The 18,105-nt window shown below is 61.0% G+C and carries 12 protein-coding genes; 6 read left to right on the top strand and 6 right to left on the bottom strand.

All coding sequences use genetic code 11. The annotated features are described in order from the left end of the window. Positions 1-4: 4 nt before the first annotated feature. Both AB4O01_RS14185 and AB4O01_RS14180 read right to left on the bottom strand, forming a co-directional pair. Positions 5-1,879, bottom strand: a complete 1,875-nt coding sequence (locus AB4O01_RS14185; protein WP_460092125.1) for a putative bifunctional diguanylate cyclase/phosphodiesterase — start codon at positions 1,877-1,879, stop codon at positions 5-7. Continuing rightward, the gene (locus tag AB4O01_RS14180) at positions 1,876-4,134 is read right to left on the bottom strand and encodes an EAL domain-containing protein (RefSeq protein WP_460092122.1); all 2,259 of its coding nucleotides are present in this window, start codon (positions 4,132-4,134) and stop codon (positions 1,876-1,878) included. The genes AB4O01_RS14185 and AB4O01_RS14180 overlap by 4 nt, the downstream gene beginning before the upstream one ends. 252 nt (positions 4,135-4,386) lie before the next feature. Here AB4O01_RS14180 and AB4O01_RS14175 point away from each other — a divergent pair, with 252 nt between their 5' ends. The 4 genes from AB4O01_RS14175 (at position 4,387) to AB4O01_RS14160 (ending at position 7,412) form a co-directional block, all read left to right on the top strand. Continuing rightward, positions 4,387-5,748, top strand: a complete 1,362-nt coding sequence (locus AB4O01_RS14175; RefSeq protein ID WP_095048305.1) for a response regulator c-di-GMP phosphodiesterase, NosR family — start codon at positions 4,387-4,389, stop codon at positions 5,746-5,748. 67 nt (positions 5,749-5,815) lie between these two features. Next, on the top strand, positions 5,816-6,250 hold the full coding sequence (locus tag AB4O01_RS14170) for an NUDIX hydrolase (protein WP_186622910.1): 435 nt from the start codon (positions 5,816-5,818) through the stop codon (positions 6,248-6,250). A gap of 23 nt (positions 6,251-6,273) precedes the next feature. Then, positions 6,274-6,912, top strand: coding sequence for a LysE family translocator (locus AB4O01_RS14165; RefSeq protein WP_093430595.1), 639 nt, complete (start codon positions 6,274-6,276; stop codon positions 6,910-6,912). Between the two features lie 2 nt (positions 6,913-6,914). Beyond that, positions 6,915-7,412, top strand: coding sequence for an N-acetyltransferase family protein (locus AB4O01_RS14160; RefSeq protein ID WP_460092119.1), 498 nt, complete (start codon positions 6,915-6,917; stop codon positions 7,410-7,412). Positions 7,413-7,522: 110 nt separating this feature from the next. Here the strand turns inward: AB4O01_RS14160 and metR are convergent, their stop codons facing one another. Both metR and AB4O01_RS14150 read right to left on the bottom strand, forming a co-directional pair. Next, entirely contained in the window at positions 7,523-8,440 is a 918-nt protein-coding gene (gene metR, locus AB4O01_RS14155; protein ID WP_007916739.1) for a transcriptional regulator MetR, read from the bottom strand. Between the two features lie 149 nt (positions 8,441-8,589). After that, complete coding sequence (locus AB4O01_RS14150; protein ID WP_460092117.1) at positions 8,590-14,136, bottom strand: dermonecrotic toxin domain-containing protein; 5,547 nt, start codon at positions 14,134-14,136, stop codon at positions 8,590-8,592. 218 nt (positions 14,137-14,354) lie between these two features. Here AB4O01_RS14150 and AB4O01_RS14145 point away from each other — a divergent pair, with 218 nt between their 5' ends. Both AB4O01_RS14145 and AB4O01_RS14140 read left to right on the top strand, forming a co-directional pair. Continuing rightward, positions 14,355-15,389, top strand: a complete 1,035-nt coding sequence (locus AB4O01_RS14145) for an alpha/beta fold hydrolase (protein ID WP_093430592.1) — start codon at positions 14,355-14,357, stop codon at positions 15,387-15,389. Positions 15,390-15,557: 168 nt separating this feature from the next. After that, complete coding sequence (locus AB4O01_RS14140; protein WP_460092116.1) at positions 15,558-16,223, top strand: DsbA family oxidoreductase; 666 nt, start codon at positions 15,558-15,560, stop codon at positions 16,221-16,223. A gap of 215 nt (positions 16,224-16,438) precedes the next feature. On the opposite strand, the gene AB4O01_RS14135 is transcribed toward AB4O01_RS14140, so the two are convergent. Further along, a complete protein-coding gene (locus tag AB4O01_RS14135) occupies positions 16,439-16,777 on the bottom strand; it encodes a GlpM family protein (RefSeq protein ID WP_007916734.1) in 339 nt (112 codons plus the stop codon). 11 nt (positions 16,778-16,788) lie between these two features. Next, positions 16,789-18,069, bottom strand: a complete 1,281-nt coding sequence (aauR, locus tag AB4O01_RS14130; RefSeq protein WP_238539501.1) for a two-component response regulator AauR — start codon at positions 18,067-18,069, stop codon at positions 16,789-16,791. Positions 18,070-18,105 lie beyond the last annotated feature (36 nt).

The following is an 18,105-nucleotide window of genomic DNA, read 5'->3' as shown; positions in this document are numbered from 1 at the left end:
GTGATCATTCAATCGTCCAGGGCGCGGGTTGCGTACCGGCCAGCAACCGCGCAAATGCGTCTGCGGGCAGGGCTTCGCTGAAAAAGTAACCCTGGCCTTCTTCGCAGTGATGGGCCTTGAGAAAGGCCAGTTGTTCAGCGGTTTCGATGCCTTCGGCGACGACGTCCAGTTCCAGACTCTTGCCCAGGTTGATGATCGCGCTCACCAGCGCGGCATCGTTGCGGTCGTTGCACAGGTTACGAATGAACGATTGGTCGATCTTCAGCACATCGATGGGAAATCGCCGCAGGTAGCTCAGGCTGGAATAGCCGGTGCCGAAGTCATCGATGGCCAGACGCGTGCCCAGCGTTTTCAGGCGCTTGAGCGCCGTCATCGTCGCCTCGACGTTTTGCATCAGCACGCCTTCGGTGATTTCCAGCTCCAGCCATTCGGGGGCCAGACCTGTCTGTTGCAGGACGCGCTCGATGCCGGCAACGAAGTCACGCTGGCGAAAATCGATGGGTGACGTGTTGACCGACATGCGGATCGGCGGCAGTCCGGCCAGTTGCCAGGCACGGGTCTGACGACAAGCTTCAGCCAGTACCCATTTGCTCAACGGCACGATCAGGCCGCTGTCTTCGGCCACCGGGATGAAGTCCGACGGATAGACCCAGCCATGCCCGGGTTTCTGCCAGCGCAGCAGTGCTTCGGCACCCACCACTTTGGCACTGCGCAGGTCGACTTTCGGCTGATAGTGCAGGACGAATTCATGCGCCTGCAGGGCGCGGCGAATGCCCGACTCGATGCTGTGCTGTTCCCGGGCATGCTGGTTCATGGCCTCGATAAAAAAGCCGATGTTGTCAGGCCCCTGTTCCTTGACGTTGCGCATCGCGGTCTCGGCTTTCTTGATCAGCTCGGTGGCTTCGAGGCCGTCTTCGGGGTAGACGCTGATGCCGAGGCTGGCGGTGACGCTGACATCGTGGCCGGCAATCGTCTGCGGCAGGCGAATGGCGGCGAGGAGTTTTTCCGCGATGCCGTGGGTTTGCTGAGGGTGGTTGATGTCGCCGAGGATCACCACGAACTCATCGGAACCGTAGCGAAACACCGAGTCCGAATCACGCACGCACGACAACAGTTGCCGGGCGACCCGTTTGAGCATCTCGTCACCCGCCGGATGGCCCAGCGCATTGTTGATGCGTTTGAAGCGATCCAGACCGAGAAACATCACCACCAATTGTTTGTCATGCCGTCGGCACACGGCCATGGCCTGACTCAGGCGATCACCGAGCAGGGTGCTGTTGGGCAGCTCCGTGAGGCTGTCGTATTGCAGCAGGTGCGAGACCTTGAGCAGTTCGTGCACCCGCGCCTCGATGGTCCGCTCAAGGCTGAGCATCTTCAGCGCTGCGTCTTGCGCCAGTTGCCATTTCCAGGTCAGGGCGTTGGCCATCTGACGGATTTCCAGACTGTCGAACGGCTTTTTCAGGATCAGCAACTGATCGCCGAACTCCAGCCGTTCGGCCATCGCCTCCCAGCTGTAGTCGCTGTAGGCCGTGCACAAGGCGATTTGCAGGTTCGGGTCGACCCGCCACAGTTGCTCGATGGTTTCCAGGCCATCCCAGCCGGGCGGCATGCGCATGTCGATAAAGGCGAGGGCGTAGGGATTGCCACTGGCCAGTGCGCGGTTGACCAGCGCCAGCGCTTCCTGGCCCTGATAGGCGGAGTCGAGCTGGAAGCTCAGGTGTGGCGTCTGCTGGGTGCCGAACAGCGTCTGCTCCAGTTGCTGCAAATCGACGGCGTCCGCCACCTGCGGGGCGAGGATCTTGCGAAAGTCATCGTGGATCGCCGGCGTGTCGTCGATGATCAGGATGCGCCGGTTGGTCTGCGGAAAAGGCGTTTTCATGCCTCGTCCTCCTTTGGCGTCAGCCGGCAACTGTCCTTGAGCAAATGCCCGGCTTGTTCGGCGCTGACCGCTGCGCTGAAATACATGCCCCGGGCGCTGGGCAGCGGGGGCGCGGAGGGCGGCGTGCACGGTTGATCCGACGACGGCTGGCCTTCAGCAATGATGTCGATGTCCAGATCCCGGGCGAAGTTGACCATCGCGCGCAGGGCGTTGGCACTGGCAACATCGTGGGCGGCACTGTCGACGAAACTCTGCGCCAGTTTGAGGTGATTGACCCGGTAGGTTTTCAGGTAGTCGAACGAGGAATATTCGGTGCCGAAATCATCGATGGCGATGCTCACGCCCAGTTCACGCAGGCGCGGCAACGCGTCGTTGTGCGTCCACTTGGTCTGGGCCAGTGTGGCCTCGGTGACATCGAAACGCAGGTCCCAAGGGGCGAGTTCCCAACGGGCGGTGGTGCGCAGCACGTTGTAGATCAGCTCGGGGCCGCTCTTGAGTTGGGCCAGCGAAAGTTTGATCGCCATTACGGGCGGCGCGACGCCTTCGTTACGCCACAGATGCATCTGGTGGCAGGCGTGATCCAGCACCCAGCGCCCGAGCGGAATGATTGCGCCGGTTTTCTCTGCAATCGGCACGAAGTCGCAGGCCTGCAGCAGGCCGCGACGAGGATGCTGCCAGAGGACTTGTGCCTCCATGCCGAGAATCCTGCCGCTGTGCAGATCGACCTCCGGCGCATAGCGCAGCATCAGCTCATTGCCCTCAAGGGCGGTCATCAATTCGCTGACGAGGGTCATGCGTTCGGCCACTTCCCGAGAGATTTCCTCGGAGTGGAAGTGGTACTGATTGCGGCCCATTTCCTTGGCGCGGTACAGCGCCATGTCGGCTTGCCCGAGCAGCGCGTCGGCATCGAGACTGAGGTCGCTGTAACTGCTGATGCCGATGCTCACCGAAATATGCAGCGCATTACCGGCCAGGTGGTAGGGCGCCAGCAGCGTGTCGCGAATCTTGGCGGCCATCGCGGCCGATTGGGTCGGGTCGCTGACGTCTAGTTGCAGGATCGCGAATTCGTCGCCGCCCAGGCGCGCCACTACGTCACTTTCGCGGACATTGGACTTGATGCGCCGGGCGACTTCCTGCAACAGCAGATCGCCCACCGGGTGGCCGAAGGTGTCATTGATCCGCTTGAAATGGTCGAGGTCCAGGTAGAACACCGCGAACGGCATGGCGCCTCGTCGTGCGGCGGCGAACGCTTGATGCAGGCGCTCGATCAGCGTGGCGCGATTGGCCAGCCCCGTGAGGCCATCGGAGCGGGCGAGCAAGGCCAGCTTGTCCTCGGCCAGGCGGCGCTCGGTGATGTCGAGGATGATGCCTTCGACTTCCAGTAGACGGCCGTCATCATCGCGCACCGGGATGTAGCGGTTCTCCACCCAGCGCCAGGTGCCCTGGCCGGTGCGCATGCGGAACTCGATGGACGCGCCCGACGCATGCCGATCCAGCACCCGGGCCATGGCCGCATCGACGTTCGCCTGATCGTCCGGATGAATCAGCGCCTGCGCCCAGTCGGGCGAACCCACCAGGTCGGCGGCGACATGGCCGTAACGGGTGATGTTGTGGGAGATGTACATCAGCGCAAACGAGGGTTCGCCGCGCAAACGGTAAAGAATGGTCGGGCTGTTCTGCACGATCACATTGGCGTCGGACAGCTCCCGGGTGCGCTCCTGCACCGCTTGCTCCAACAGGCTCATCTTCAGCTCGGCGTCTTCGGTCATCTGCCATTTGACCGTGAGGGCGCTGGCCATCTGGCGGATCTCGATGGCGTCGAAGGGCTTTTTCAGGATCAGCAAGCGGTCGTTCAGCGCCAGACGCCGGTCGATGTCTTCCCAGGAATAATCGGAATAGGCCGTGCACAGCGCAACTTGCAGCTTGGGGTCGACCTGCCACAGCCGTTCAATGGTCTCCAGACCATCCCAGCCCGGTGGCATGCGCATGTCGATGAAGGCCATGGCGTAGGGGCGGTTTTCTGCCAGCGCGGCCTCGAGTTTTTCCAGGGCTTCGCGGCCCTGAAACGCCGAATCCAGTTCGAAATGTTGGGTTTGCGGTGCGGACGGCGTGCCGAACAGCAGGCTCTCGGTTTCGCCCAAGCCATCGTCACCGGGGATGATCGGGCTGAGAATCTTGGCGAAATCGCCATGGATCGCCGGGCTGTCGTCAACGATCAGCACGCGGCGATTGATGTGCACGGTTGGCGCTGTCATGCCGCGCCACCCGTGGGGAGGCATGCTGTGGTGATCCGGGGCATCCTTTTCCCTCGCCATTTGCCTGTTTGTATCAGCCGATGGAGTCTTGCGCTGTCTTCAGCATAGTCGGCTCCCCGGTACTGCGCTTTCGGCCCCGGACAAAGATCGGCGTGAATGCCGGCCAAAATCATCTAGCCTTGGACTCAGGCGCGGACCGGCGAAGTGTTGGCTCGGTGCGTCGTAATTTCCCTGTTTGCTTGAGGCCATGCCATGGAAGAGCCATCCGCGCCGCTGCCGGCGCATCGACCCACAGTGCTGCTGGTCGATGACGAGGAGTCGATCCTCAACAGCCTGCGCCGCCTGTTACGCGGCCAACCCTACGATCTTCTGTTGGCCACCAGCGGCGCTCAGGCGCTGGAGATCCTCGCGCAGCAGCCGGTGAACCTGGTGATGAGCGATGCGCGGATGCCGGGCATGGACGGTGCGTCGTTGCTGGCGCATGTCCGTGAACGTTTTCCGGCGACGGCGCGGATCATGCTCACCGGCTATGCCGACCCGGCGGCGATCATCAAAGCCATCAATGACGGGCAGATTCACCGGTACATCAGCAAACCGTGGAATGACGAAGAGCTGCTGCTGATTCTGCGCCAGTCCCTCGAACACCAGCATTCCGAGCAGGAGCGCCAACGGCTGGAGCGCTTGACCCGGGTGCAAAACGACCAGCTCAAACTGCTTAACAGCACTTTGGAAAAACATGTCGCAGCGCGCACCGCCGAACTGCAGCAGACCGCCGACATGCTCGATCTGGCGTACGAAGAGCTCAAGCACAGCTACGTTACCGGCACCGAAGTGTTCTCGCTGCTGGCCAATCTGCGCTTGCCACCTGCCAAACAGACCAACCGGCAGATCATTGAACTGGTGCGCAGCTACTGCAAACAGCATGGGCTGGACGAGGCCACCAGCCGTGATCTGACCATGGCGGCGGCGCTGTACAACATTGGCAAACTGAGCTGGACCGACGCGATGATGACCACGCCCTCGGATCTGCTGCGCCATACCGAACGCGAGCGCTATCGCAGCTATCCGAAGCAGAGCGAATCGTTGCTCATGACCCTGGACCCGATGAAGGATGCGGCGCGTCTGATCCTGCATCATCAGGAGCGCTGGGACGGCAGCGGCTTTCCCGACCGGCTCAAGGGCGAGGGCATTCCGTTCGGCTCACGCTTGCTGAAACTGGCAGTGGATTTCGTCGAGTTGCAGCGCGGTCTGATCCTCGAGCGGCAGATGAACAGCGATGAAGCGCTGCTGTACCTGCGCCAGTACGCCGGACGTTTGTACGATCCCGATCTGGTCGAGGATTTCATTCAAGTGTGTGCCGCGTTCCTCAGCGACGTGACGCTGGCCGATCCGTCGGTCAAGGTGCTGTCCACCCGGGATCTGGCGGCGGGGATGATTCTGGCCCGCAACCTCAATGCCGATAACGGCATGCTGCTGCTCAATGCCGGCAAGGTGCTCAGCGCGCTGTTGGTGGAAAAGCTGATTGCGTTTGAAGCCATGGAGGGCGGCAAGTACACGATTTTCGTCAAGGTGCCGGAGGAGGTTGAAGCCACGCTCAAGGCGCAGGGGGAATGATCGGTGAGGTGACGTCATTGGGCCGGGCATGGGATCCTTGCGGTTTTTCCAGGCCGGTGGCTGATCCATGACTTGTGCATCCGTTGTCTCTGCAAACCTCATTCGTATAGCCGCCGCGCTGTTGCTCAATCCCGCAGGCCAGACTCTGTTGGTGCGCAAGCGCGGCACCACGGCGTTCATGCAACCGGGCGGCAAGATCGAGGCGCACGAGTTGCCGGTGCACGCGCTGGCCCGCGAGCTGGAAGAAGAGCTGGGCTTGCAGATCGATCCGGCGCAGGCGGCTTTTCTCGGCCAGTTCTCGGCGCCTGCGGCCAACGAGCCGGGGTGTGTCGTGCAGGCCGAGATCTTTCAACTGACGATCGAGGCCGACGTCACACCGGCGGCGGAAATCGAAGAAGTGATCTGGGTCGATCCGGCCACTGATCCTGCTGTGGTTCTGGCGCCATTGACACGTGACCTGATCCTGCCGTTTTATCGCAAATCGCTGAGCGCAATCGCCTGATCATCCACGCAAAGGACTTTGCCATGATCCCGCTTCAAGACTTGCTGATTTTCGCCGCTGCCGCATTGCTGATGGTGCTGACACCGGGGCCGAACATGATCTATCTGATTTCGCGTTCGATCTGTCAGGGACGCAAGGCCGGGGTCACGTCGTTGCTCGGTGTGGTCAGTGGATTCTTTGTGCATATGTTCGCCGCAGCTGCGGGATTGACTGCGGTGTTTCTGGCAGTGCCGATGGCCTATGAAGTGCTGAAGTGGGCCGGTGCGCTGTACCTGCTGTGGCTGGCCTGGCAAGCAGTGAAACCCGGTGCGCGCTCACCGTTCGAGGCGCAGCAATTGCCGCCGGACTCGTCGCGAAAGCTGATCACCATGGGCTTTCTCACCAGCGCGCTGAACCCGAAAATCGCCGTGTTCTATCTCTCGGTGTTTCCGCAGTTCATCTCCCCTGAACACGGCTCGGTGTTCACCCAAAGCATCATTCTCGGCCTGACCCAGATCAGCGTCAGTTTCTGCGTCAATTTGCTGATCGCGCTGTTCGCCGCGGGCATCGCGTCGTGGTTTGTGCGTAACCCGACGTGGCTGGCGCTGCAGCGTTATTTCATGGGCTTCGTCCTCGGCGGCCTCGCTGTGCGGCTGATGCTTGAGCAACGCAGGACGGCGTGAACATGTGGATCGAACGGCTGGACGCCAGTCATGCCCTGGCTTACCGCGAACTGATGCTCGAAGCCTATGACCGCCATCCGCAGGCGTTCACCTCCAGCGTTCGCGAACGCGCGGTGATGCCATTGAGCTGGTGGGAGGGGCGTCTGACCAGCAAGCTCGATGTGGTGCTTGGCGCGTTTGAAGCCGGCGCGCTGGCCGGCATCGTCGGCCTGGCCCTCGAACCGCGCGAGAAGGCTCGCCACAAGGCCACGTTGTTCGGCATGTACGTCTCGGCGGATTTTCGTCAGCACGGTCTGGGTCATGAACTGGTACAGGCGGCCATTACCGAAGCGCAAAACCACTCGGCACTGAAACTGCTCCAGCTTACCGTTACCGCCGGCAATGACGCCGCGTTCAATCTCTACCAGCGCTGCGGCTTTATCCAGTTCGGCCTCGAACCGTTGGCGGTGCGGGTGGGCGAAGACTACTTCGACAAGATCCACATGTGGCGTCAACTCTGATATTGCGCTGATCCCTGTGGGAGCGAGCCTGCTCGCGAAGGCAATCTGACAGTCACTATTTGTGTGTCTGATACATCGCTTTCGCGAGCAAGCTCGCTCCCACAAGTGACTCAGCGAACCGCGCTGACACCGTCCAGGGTCGAGAACGACGTGTCCTTCGCCGTCAGGAGAAAATCCCGCATGTACGGTGCATCGAGCATGTCGGTGCGAATCGCCGCATACAACGTTGCGAACAAACCTTTTTCCCCCAGCCGTTTACCCTTCACGTAACCGCGCGAGCTGTATTCGTGCAGCGCCCAGTGCGGCATGCCGCAAACACCACGACCACTGGCGACCAGTTGCATCATCATCACCGTCAGTTCCGAAGTGCGCACCTGCGCCGGCTCGATGTCGGCCGGCTCCAGGAAGCGTGTGAAGATGTCGAGACGGTCGCGTTCCACCGGGTAGGTGATCAGCGTTTCCGTCAGCAAGTCTTCGGGGACGATGTACGGCTTGCTCGCCAGCGCATGCTGATTGGCCACGGCAAGCATGGCTTCGTAGGTGAACAGCGGTACATAGGTGATGCCGGCGATTTCCAGTGGATCGGAAGTCACCACCAGATCCAGATCGCCACGCGCCAACGCCGGCAGCGGTGCGAAGGCGAAACCCGAAGCGAGGTCGAGTTCGACTTCCGGCCAGGCATCGCGGAACTGGTCGATGGTCGGCATCAGCCACTGAAAGCAGCTGTGGCATTCGATGGCCATGTGCAAACGCCCGGCCGTACCACCGGCGAGACGGCCGATATCCCGCTCGGCGGCGCGCAACAGCGGCAGGGTTGCGTCAGCCAGTTGCAGCAAGCGCAAACCGGCGCTGGTGAACCGTACCGGTTTGGTCTTGCGCACGAACAACGCCATGCCCAGGCGTTCCTCAAGCTCCTTGAACTGGTGGGACAGCGCCGACTGCGTCAGGTGCAAACGGTCGGCGGCATCGACCAGGCTGTCGGCTTCACGCAAGGCGTGCAGGGTTTTCAGGTGACGGATTTCAAGCACCGAAGGCTCCATGAGGAAAACTTGTGATAAGCGCAAAGAGGGTGAGTTTGTCTCATGATGATAGCGCTGTCGACATCGACGCGTTCTTTTACGGCAGAACCGCCGAGTGATGGCTCGGCAGTTCTTCCTATGACTACAGTGCCTTATGCTCAGAGTCCCTCGAAATGCCGCAGGGCAATGGACTGTGCAGTGATTCTGGAATCAAGCAGGGTCGGGTCGTCAGCGTGAGTCAGCTTGCGATGCGCCGGCAGTTTCAGGTGGGCTCTTTCGAATTGGCGCAAGGGTCGGGTCGCCGAACGGTAATGGAAATGCACGTACCAGAGTAATTGCGCGGGCTCCTGTGTGAGGTTCCAGACCTCATATTCCTGCAGGTAGTTGGGCCGCCCCTGATGATCAGCCAGTTTTCGGATCGCAAGGGGTTTGCGGATCTCCACCGCGTTCTGTCCGATGAGGTCATCAAGCATGCCGTCGGTGGGCTTTTGACTGGTCATCGAGCGTTGGGTGCGCAAGGCACGACCTTCGACGATCAGCTCGGCGGCCTGATCGCGCAATTGCTGGATGATCGGCTGCTCTGCCGATTTGGCAGCGATACCGTCGGCACGGGTGGTGAGTTCACTCGCATGACTGTCCATCATGTGCTGCAGGTCAACGGGGAGCATGCCGCGATTGGCGTTGCTCTGCACCGTGGTGCGGTAAGTGGCCACGTTCTCCAGACGTTGCTGTGCCTCGCTTATCAGGGTGGCCAGACTCAGCTCGGCGGGGGAGGGAACTGCCAGGTTTTGCGGGTTGGTCAGGCGCACGACGCCATCGGCGCCATGTTCCCAGATTTCTTCATAGCCTCCAATCCCGGTACTTCTGTATTGACGGGCGTTGGTCAGGCTATCCCATTGCTCCACGCCATGGCGCAATTGGTTGTCATCAGTGATGAACACGCGCTGCAGGGGTCGCCCCGCGACCCTCGGTTCGGGTGGCCTGTTGATAGCGGCACGCGCTCGATCCGCCAGGCGATCAACGCCTTCCAGCAAGGGCTCGACTACGTCCAGATGAAAGAATTGCGGACAGCTGGCGGTCCATACCGCCATCTCGCGCCGATACTCGACGCAAGTGTCGACGCATTCCTGAAGAATGCGATTACGTTGGGCGGTCGTGTTCTGCATGTTCGGCAGGTCGTACTGGCGGTACAGATGCAGATCGATTCTATTGCGCAGGGGCTCTGCCATCGTCACAAAATAGCGCCACGAGGCATCGTCGGGGCTGCCGGCTTTTCTGACGATTTCCAGGCGTTGGGAGGTTTTCAGGTACAGCAGGATGGCTTCACTGTGACGGCTGTTAGTGTTATCGACCAGCGCCGACATTTTCGGCCGGTCTTTTGCCAGCATGCGTTCAAACCAGTGATTGACCTGGTCCCTGAGTTCGCCCAACTGATCGAGCTGGTTGACGATCTCGACACGAAACCTGTGTATGTTTTCAATGTGTTTCAAACGATCAGCCACAGCATCACCCGGCAGCGCATTGTGTAGCTGCTTCAATCGGTCGATTGCTCGTGTCATGCCATGAATTTTATGCGACAGGTGAAAGGCGCGCCGCTGGTAACGATCAGTCAACAGCCATGCGGTCTTGCCTTGCATTTTGGCGACAGTCCTGTGTTTTCTGCCTTGGGTCAGCGCAGTCAACTCGGTCAACGCCTCATAACGTTGCCTGGCCAGTTGGATATCGCCAATGCATGCGGCTTCGGCCGTTGGCAACATGGTCAGGCGTTGCGCTTCCGTGGCTTCGGCGTAGGCATTGATCACCTGGTCACTTTTCGCTCCCCTGAGTTGCAATTGACGGCCCAAATTGTTTGCGGTGGCGGCCAGTTGATGGTGGCGGCGGAAGTTTCGATCTACCAGCCAGCGCGGCAGGCGTTGCCGAATCACCGACGGCCAGTAAGGGTCGAGTGTATCGACCAGGCGCCCGCCGACATTGCCACCCCCCACCACGCCACCTTCAAGGGCTGTGCCATAGACGCCAAACCAGGTGTCCCATTGCCCGCTTTCATCCAGTGCGATCGGCTGCTTGTAGGTTTTTCGCGAGTTGCCGGACAGACGCCAGCTGCGCGAATCCCGGCTCAGTTCCACTTGGTAGACGCGGCCCTGACGTTCGATGAAGTCGCCGTCGGCAAGCCGGTAGATCCCGCGGTAGAGGCCGTGGCTGGCCGGTTCTGTGCCGCCCAGGGAAATCGGTTTTTCATAGTCGTAATCCTTGAAGCGCGCCAGCACATGTCGTGCGTGGCGCTGCGACTTGACCTGCAGTGTCGCCACATCGCGCACCACCGCGTGCAGCTGACGCGCCCGAGTCAACGCGCGGGTCGTCCGGGAGAGCGTCGAGGCCGCGGCTTCACCCGGGAGCAGATCCATGAAGGCGTCGATCAGCGACAGCAGCATTGACTCGATTTCCACCAGACCGTCAGCCACGTCACCACGCAAGAACGCGGCGGCTGCCTGATTGGCAGCGGTCCAGGCCTGATAGAGGGCCAGCACACTGCCGACGAAGGGCACCATGCCCACGGCCATTTTGATGTAGTTGAAGGCACGCGGGCCTTTCAGGGCGTAGCGCTCGAAGAACAGTTCATCGTTGGAGCGCGACGTGCCGCGATGGGCCTCGATCAAGCGTCCCATGTGCGCATCGAGCAGGTGTGCGGCCAGCGAGGTACTGGCCGGCCAGCGCACACCGACTTCGATGATCGCATCGAAGTTTTTTTCCACGGCCTGACCGATTCGGTTGACATGGGCCCTGACGTTACCTTGCAACGTTCTGTGCGCCAGGTACTCGATCCACTTGTCACTTGCGCACAAGGTGAACAGCCCTTTGCGCGCCGCTTCGAGCGTGTCGTAGCGGCGCAAGAACTGCCCGTCGTGGCTGTCCGGCAGGTACAGCAGGGTGACGCCGCTGATCTGCTCTTCGATGAAGCTGACGCCGGACAGGGTCACCGGGCCTTCGCCGGGAGTGTCCTTGCCGCCGACTTTCAGCGACACCGGCAACAGCACAAGACGCTTGCCGCTGGCTTGCCACGCTTGTGGGGTGTCGGCGTCGATGGCGATGTTCAGCAGTGCCGCTTCATCAGCGCTGAGGTGTTTTTGCAGGCGTGCATTTTCGCTCTGTATTTTCAGCATCAGGCGCCACGGCTCGATCAGGCTTTCCCGGCGATGTTGTTTGACGAATGCTGACTCGCTGGCGGCGCCCTGAAAGGCATCACGGATCTTCTGCTCATAGACTTTGGGCAGGTCCAGCTCCGGCAGAACCTTGCGCAGATAGGTCAGGTTGATGCCGTTGAGCAGGCGCGTCCGATCCTTTTTATGCGTCGCGGTGATCTCCAGACGCAAGAAGATCAAGCGTTGTGACAGCGAGTCATTGAGCACCGATTGCACGTTATCGATATTGAGCTGGGCCAGGTCCTCCAGTGACATTTTGCTGCGTGCTTTGCTGGGCACAATGGTCGTGATCTTTCTGACGCCACCCGGCCCCGACTCCGGGACCTGTTCGGTTTTGGTCGAGTCGGGCAGTTCGACTTGTATGGAAAAGTCGCCCTCAAGGGAAAAGTCCCTGCGCAATCGGGCGTGCAGATGACGGCGGGTGAAGTCATCACGAGGTTCCAGCGCAAGGGTCATGAGGGCGTGGCTTTGACGCATCGCCGCGACGTACGCCTCGATGTTCTGTTTCAGCGCGCTACGCTCGTTTTCCTTGAGTTTGACCAGCCAGCCCGGCAGGTTGCCGGCGAGGGTGCCGCTGCGTTGCTGTTCCTGCAGATGAGTGAAAGCCAGGTGTCTGGCGGCGTGCAGCGGAACCTGAAGATTGGCCAGGCAGCCCTGGCGCAGAACCTCCAGCGCGTCAGCCTGTTCGGGTTTGCCGCGCAGGGGTGTGGCTTTCGCTTCGAAGTCGCTCACCAGCGCGTTGAGGCAATAAAGCAACGGGTCGGTGGTGATCGGACTCAGTTGCAGGGCCAGGTCGTTGTCGTCCTCGAGAATCCTGAACACCTCGCGCGCCAGTGTCCGGCGATCGGCAAAGCGTTGCAGGCCACCGCCATTGCCCGGCCAGTAGAGCATCAGACTGGAAGTGTCCGAGAGTGCCGCCTGGCGTCCGATGACGAGTGCGCCCTTGAGCACTTCGCTTTGCGTTGTTGTGATCCCGTCCCTGGTTTCGCTCAGTGACAAGGTCAGGCTGGCCGCCGTGATATCCGTGTCGCGCTCGGCCGCGACGGGGGTGTCCAGCACGGCCTTGAGCAGATCGTGTTCGGCGCTGTTAAGTTGGCCAAGGGTTGCTTGCAGTCTGCCTTCGGCATACAGGCCGTCCCGGTGTGCCTGACGCAGGGCACTGAGCGCGGTGTCGAAGGTATTCGTGTCGAGGGCCGTTTCGCGGTAGAGCAGGGTTGTGGCAGTGGTCGCGCCAGTTTCTTCGGCGGCTTCCAGCGCTTTGAGGGCGTCCTGGCATTCTCGGTATCGAGAGCCGTCGCTGTCATTGGCCTGCAAGCGCTCAAACGCCTCGCGTTGGCGTTTGAGCGCCGCGTGGCGCACCGCCAGTGGAATCCCGGCGGACAGGCTGCCGAACAGCGGTGTTTCGTCGGTCTCGACATCGCTGGCGGAGTTGAGCGGTTTTGGCGGCGCCGCCACGATGATCGCGCTGCTGCGCTGATGATCAATCAGGTCGACATGCACCAGTGAGCGCGCGCCATGCGCCCTGAGCCCGGGATGGCCTTTGTTGGTATTGCTCAAGGCGTCGAGCTGCGCGTGGTGACGGTCGGCGAACAGATCGCTGGCGCCAGTGACCATCGGGTCAAGCGCTGCGCTGTAGTCAACGCGAAGGATTTCCTTGGGCAGTCCGGTGGGGATCTGTACCTGATGGGTCAGCCACGTCTGCATGTCTGCGCGGGTGGTGAAGGCCTGGATCGATATGGCGTTTCCGGGCAGATAAAGCAAAGGCGCCGCCGTGGCCAAATTGCCGACGCTGACGACCCATGCACCGGGGAGTTTAATTTTGCTGTCGTTGCTCAGCACCAGGGCCAACTTTTCCGTGTGCACAGGTTGACCCTCGATTGTCAGCGCGCCAGCACCTGAATCAATGATCAGTTGCAGCGTTTTGAGTTGCGCCGGGGTAATCGTCTGATGGGCGAGAGCCATGTGCGCAGTGGCTTCGAAATGCTCGCGGTAAAGCTGCGTGGCGCGGCTACGTCGCGACACCGGTGTGCGCGGCGCTCGCGCGTCCCAGAATTCTGCCCAGCGAATCTCGTGGCTTTTGCGTGGGTCGAGGGCTTTGAGTTTTTCCAGGAGCTGCAGGGGCTTCAGGGTGGATAACAGATGGCCCGCGCGGATACCGGTGAGGACACAACGCTGATCCAGATCGGTTTCCAGTGTCGGGTGTTGAACGACAAAGGCACAGGCGTCGGTGAGGCTGACGATGTGCTCCGGCTGGTCCGCGGTGGCCGCAAAGCGCAGTCCGGTCTTTTCGCCGTCCAGTTGCAGTTGTTGGCGCAGCAATTCATTGACGCTGTCGCGCAGTGCCGGGCTGGCGGCAAACAAATCGCGCAAACCCTCGCTGCTGGCGCGCCAGCGTTGGCAAGCCTGCAGCAGCAGGCTGTCATCAATCGTTTTCGGTAGCTGTTCGACGGCCTCGGGCAACGGTGACGGTGCGGGGAGCTCATCCAGAATAAGACGCTCGAGCATGGTGGCGTGACTCGCATTGGCGGGGCGGGGAATCCGTCCCTGAGCGGGTCATTCAAGAGAAATGGCGCAAGGCGATGGCGGTACATAGATATTGTTTGCAACCACCGCCCATGACCACTCGGCATTCTTCATCAAACTGTCATCGAAGTGTGGCAGCGCGCTTGAACAAACTTCATCAGACTCGCGCTCTACTGGGGTTCTGCGTTTCGGTGTTTTTCATGGTCAAGGGTTTTGTATCGGTCGCGGCTGTTCTGGTCGCGATTTTTTTCGGATCGTCGTCTTGGGCGGCGGCGCGTTGCGACGTCAATGTGCCGACCGAGCACGCTGATCTGCAGCAGGTGAGCCTGGCTTACCAGAGCATTGGTCGCGCGTCGGATCCGGCGTTGTTGCTGGTCATGGGCTTGGGTGGACAGTTGATCCACTGGCCGGACGAAGTAGTGGTTGCGCTGTGTCAGCAGGGTTTTCGGGTGATTCGCTATGACAACCGCGACGTCGGTCTGTCGACCTGGCGGCAGGCGCCGGCTGACGCCAATCTGACCTTCGAAGTGCTGCGCTACAAGCTCGGTCTGCCGGTGGCGGCGCCTTACAGCCTGACCGACATGGCAGACGACGCGCTGGGCTTGATGGACGCGTTGCATGTCGAGCAATTCCACGTGCTGGGCGCGAGCATGGGCGGGATGATTGCCCAGCACATGGCGGCGATGGCACCGCAGCGGGTCGAGAGTCTGACATTGATCATGACCACCTCGGGCGCCGAAGGTCTGCCGGCACCCAGCGCGGCGCTGGTGCAGTTGTTGTCGCGTCGCGGCGCACCGAATCGACAGGTGGCGCTGGAACAGCAGGCTGATCTGCTGGCCGCGCTGGGCAGCCCGGCGGTCACCGATGATCGCCAGGTCTTGCTGCATCAGGCTGCGCTGTCGTATGACCGCGCGTTCAATCCCGAAGGCGTGAAGCGGCAGATCATGGCGATTCTTGCCGAGCCGAGCCGGGTGGCATTGCTCAATCAATTGCGGGTACCGACGCTGGTGGTGCATGGCACGGCGGATCCGTTGTTGCCGGTGATGCACGGGGTTCATCTGGCGGCGCATATTCGCGGCAGCCAGTTGAAACTGATTCCGGGGTTGGCGCATCGCTTTCAGGAGGCGTTCAAGGAGCCGTTGCTGGCGGCGGTGCTGCCGTATTTGCAGGCGCATCGTGAAGACACTTCGCATTGGGCGCAGATTGAGCCGGTGGTGGGCGGGAATCTGCTGTAACCAAAAGTGGGCGGTGTTGGTTATGGCCTCTTCGCGAGCAAGCTCGCTCCCACAGGGGAATGCGATCTAAATGTGGGAGCGAGCTTGCTCGCGAAGGGGGCACCACAAAATCCGGCCGGGGTGTATCGTGCAAATTTTCCCGCACGATTTCCCCCCGCGAGGTGTGTGATGAGTTCTGCCTTGAAAATCGATTTTGTCAGCGACGTCTCCTGCCCCTGGTGTGTCGTCGGTTTGCGTGGCCTGTTACAGGCACTCGAGATCCTGCGCAACGAAGTGCAGGCCGAGATCCGTTTTCAGCCGTTCGAACTCAATCCGAAAATGGGCGCAGACGGGCAGAACATCGCTGAGCACATTCAAGAGAAGTACGGCTCGACCCCGGAGCAATTGCAGAAAAATCGCGAAGCTATTCGTGCCCGTGGCGCTGAACTCGGGTTTGCGTTTCGCACTGACGGCAACAGCCGTATCTACAACACTTTTGATGCGCACCGCTTGCTGCACTGGGCCGGGCTCGAAGGTGTGCAACTGCTGTTGAAAGAGGCGCTGTTCAAGGCGTATTTCAGCGATGGTGGCAATCCGTCGGATCATCGGCAACTGGTGCAGATTGCGGAAAGTGTCGGGCTGAATCGCCAGCGGGCCGAGGCTGTACTGGCGTCGGACGAATTCGCCGATGAGGTGCGTGAGGAGGAGCAGTTGTGGCTGCAGCGCGGGGTGAGTTCGGTGCCGACTGTGGTGTTCAACGGTCAGTATGCGGTGACCGGCGGGCAACCGGTGGAGACGTTTGTCGGGGCAATCCGGCAGATCATGGCTGACGCCCGGGGTGGTGCCGTCAACTGAAAAGCTAAAAGCCCCTCACCCTAACCCTCCCGAAACGTCGGACCGCCCGGAGGGAGAGGGGACTGATTGGGGGATGCTGGAGTGATACGCCGACGTGAACGTGCTGTACCGAATCCATAATCGACTGGATCTTTCAGGTCGATGCAGCTTGCAAGACACCTCGGTCGGCCCCCTCTCCCGGAGGGAGAGGGCTGGGGTGAGGGTGGCTTTTGCACTTAGCTGTGCAGGCGCACCCACACAGTCACCAACACCGTGGCGGCCATCAACCAAGCCACCGCCGCCACCGCCAACGAAGCCTCCAGCCGCAGCCGATCCACCATCACATACAACGTCGCCAGATACACAAAGTACGGAATGATCGACCACATGCCGAACACAATCGTGGTCTTCAAATCCTCAATCGAACGCCCCTTGCCGACGATGTAATGCGCAATCAGCGCAAACGTCGGAAACAGCGGCACCAATCCGGCGATGTAGTAGTTTTTGGTTTTCGACAGCGCCGCGATGATCAGTACTACCGCGGCGCCCAACAGGGCTTTGAAAAACAGATCCACATCGTTCTCGCTTAATGGCTCAACCCGTACTTTTTCACTTTGTCGAACAGCGTGGTCTTGGCCATGCCCAATTCCAGGCTGGCCTGAGTCAGGTTACCGCCGCTGCGTTGCAGGGCGTCGCTGAGCAGGTTGCGCTCGAACGCTTCCACCGCTTCGGCAAACGCCAGGCCTTGTCCGCCACTGCTGGCGCCGGACTTTTTGAACGCCGGCAGGCCGAGGGCAAAACGTTCGGCGACGTTGCGCAGTTCGCGCACATTGCCTGGCCAATCGTGGCTCATCAGGTTCGACAGGGTCTGGTTGTCCAGTTCCGGCAGCGCGCGGTCGAAACGCAGGGCCGACTGCTGGGTGAAGTGTTCGAACAGTTGCAGGATGTCTTCGCGGCGCTCGCGCAACGGCGGCAGTTCCAGGGTCACGACGTTGAGGCGGTAGTACAGGTCGCTGCGAAACTCGCCAGCCTTGCTCGCTTCGTCGAGGTCGGATTTGGTTGCTGCGATCACCCGGCAATCCACGGCCACGCTCTGGTTCGAGCCGAGACGTTCGAGGGTGCGTTCCTGCAGTACGCGCAGCAGTTTGATCTGCAATGGCAGCGGCATGCTTTCCACTTCGTCGAGGAACAGCGTGCCGCCGTCGGCGTGTTCGATCTTGCCGATACGGCGTTTGCCTGCACCGGTAAAGGCGTTGGCCTCGTGGCCGAAAATCTCGCTTTCAAAAAGGTTTTCCGGCAGCCCGCCGCAGTTCAGCGCGACGAATTGCTTGCTGTGGCGACGACTGAAATCGTGCAGGCAGCGGGCGACCAGTTCCTTACCGGTGCCGGTCTCGCCTTCGATCAGCACGTTGGCCGAAGTGTCGGCGACGTTGGCAATCAGTTCGCGCAGGTTCTGCATCGCCGGCGAGCGGCCAATGATCCGCCCCTCAAGGGAGTCGCGCTCGGCCAGTTGCCGGCGCAGCGATGAGACTTCGCGGGCGAGGCTGCGTTGCTCCAGCGCCCGCCGTGCGACGTCGACCAGACGCTCCGGCGAGAACGGTTTTTCCATGAAGTCGTAGGCGCCTTTCTGCATCGCGCCGACGGCCATGGAAATGTCGCCGTGGCCGGTGATCAACACCACCGGCAGGCTGCGATCACGTTGCTTGAGGCGGGTCAGCAGTTCGAGGCCATCGATGCCCGGCAGGCGAATGTCGCTGATGACGATGCCGGCAAAGTTGTCGCCGACGCGCTCCAGCGCTTCTTCCGCACTGCCGACGCCGACACAGGGAATGTCTTCGAGGGTCAGCGCCTGTTGGCAGCCGAGCAGCACATGGGGGTCGTCTTCGACGATCAGCACACTAAG

Source organism: Pseudomonas sp. S2_E02, assembly GCF_054668355.1.
This window is presented reverse-complemented; position numbering and strand designations above follow the sequence as displayed.

Bases quoted from the DNA above. Each gene is read 5' to 3' on its own strand.
- AB4O01_RS14145 (WP_093430592.1), top strand. From the start codon at position 14,355: ATGGTCAAGGGTTTTGTATCGGTCGCGGCTGTTCTGGTCGCGATTTTT.
- AB4O01_RS14170 (WP_186622910.1), top strand. From the start codon at position 5,816: ATGACTTGTGCATCCGTTGTCTCTGCAAACCTCATTCGTATAGCCGCC.
- AB4O01_RS14165 (WP_093430595.1), top strand. From the start codon at position 6,274: ATGATCCCGCTTCAAGACTTGCTGATTTTCGCCGCTGCCGCATTGCTG.
- AB4O01_RS14180 (WP_460092122.1), bottom strand. From the start codon at position 4,134: ATGACAGCGCCAACCGTGCACATCAATCGCCGCGTGCTGATCGTTGAC.
- AB4O01_RS14185 (WP_460092125.1), bottom strand. From the start codon at position 1,879: ATGAAAACGCCTTTTCCGCAGACCAACCGGCGCATCCTGATCATCGAC.
- AB4O01_RS14150 (WP_460092117.1), bottom strand. From the start codon at position 14,136: ATGCTCGAGCGTCTTATTCTGGATGAGCTCCCCGCACCGTCACCGTTG.
- AB4O01_RS14175 (WP_095048305.1), top strand. From the start codon at position 4,387: ATGGAAGAGCCATCCGCGCCGCTGCCGGCGCATCGACCCACAGTGCTG.
- AB4O01_RS14140 (WP_460092116.1), top strand. From the start codon at position 15,558: ATGAGTTCTGCCTTGAAAATCGATTTTGTCAGCGACGTCTCCTGCCCC.
- AB4O01_RS14160 (WP_460092119.1), top strand. From the start codon at position 6,915: ATGTGGATCGAACGGCTGGACGCCAGTCATGCCCTGGCTTACCGCGAA.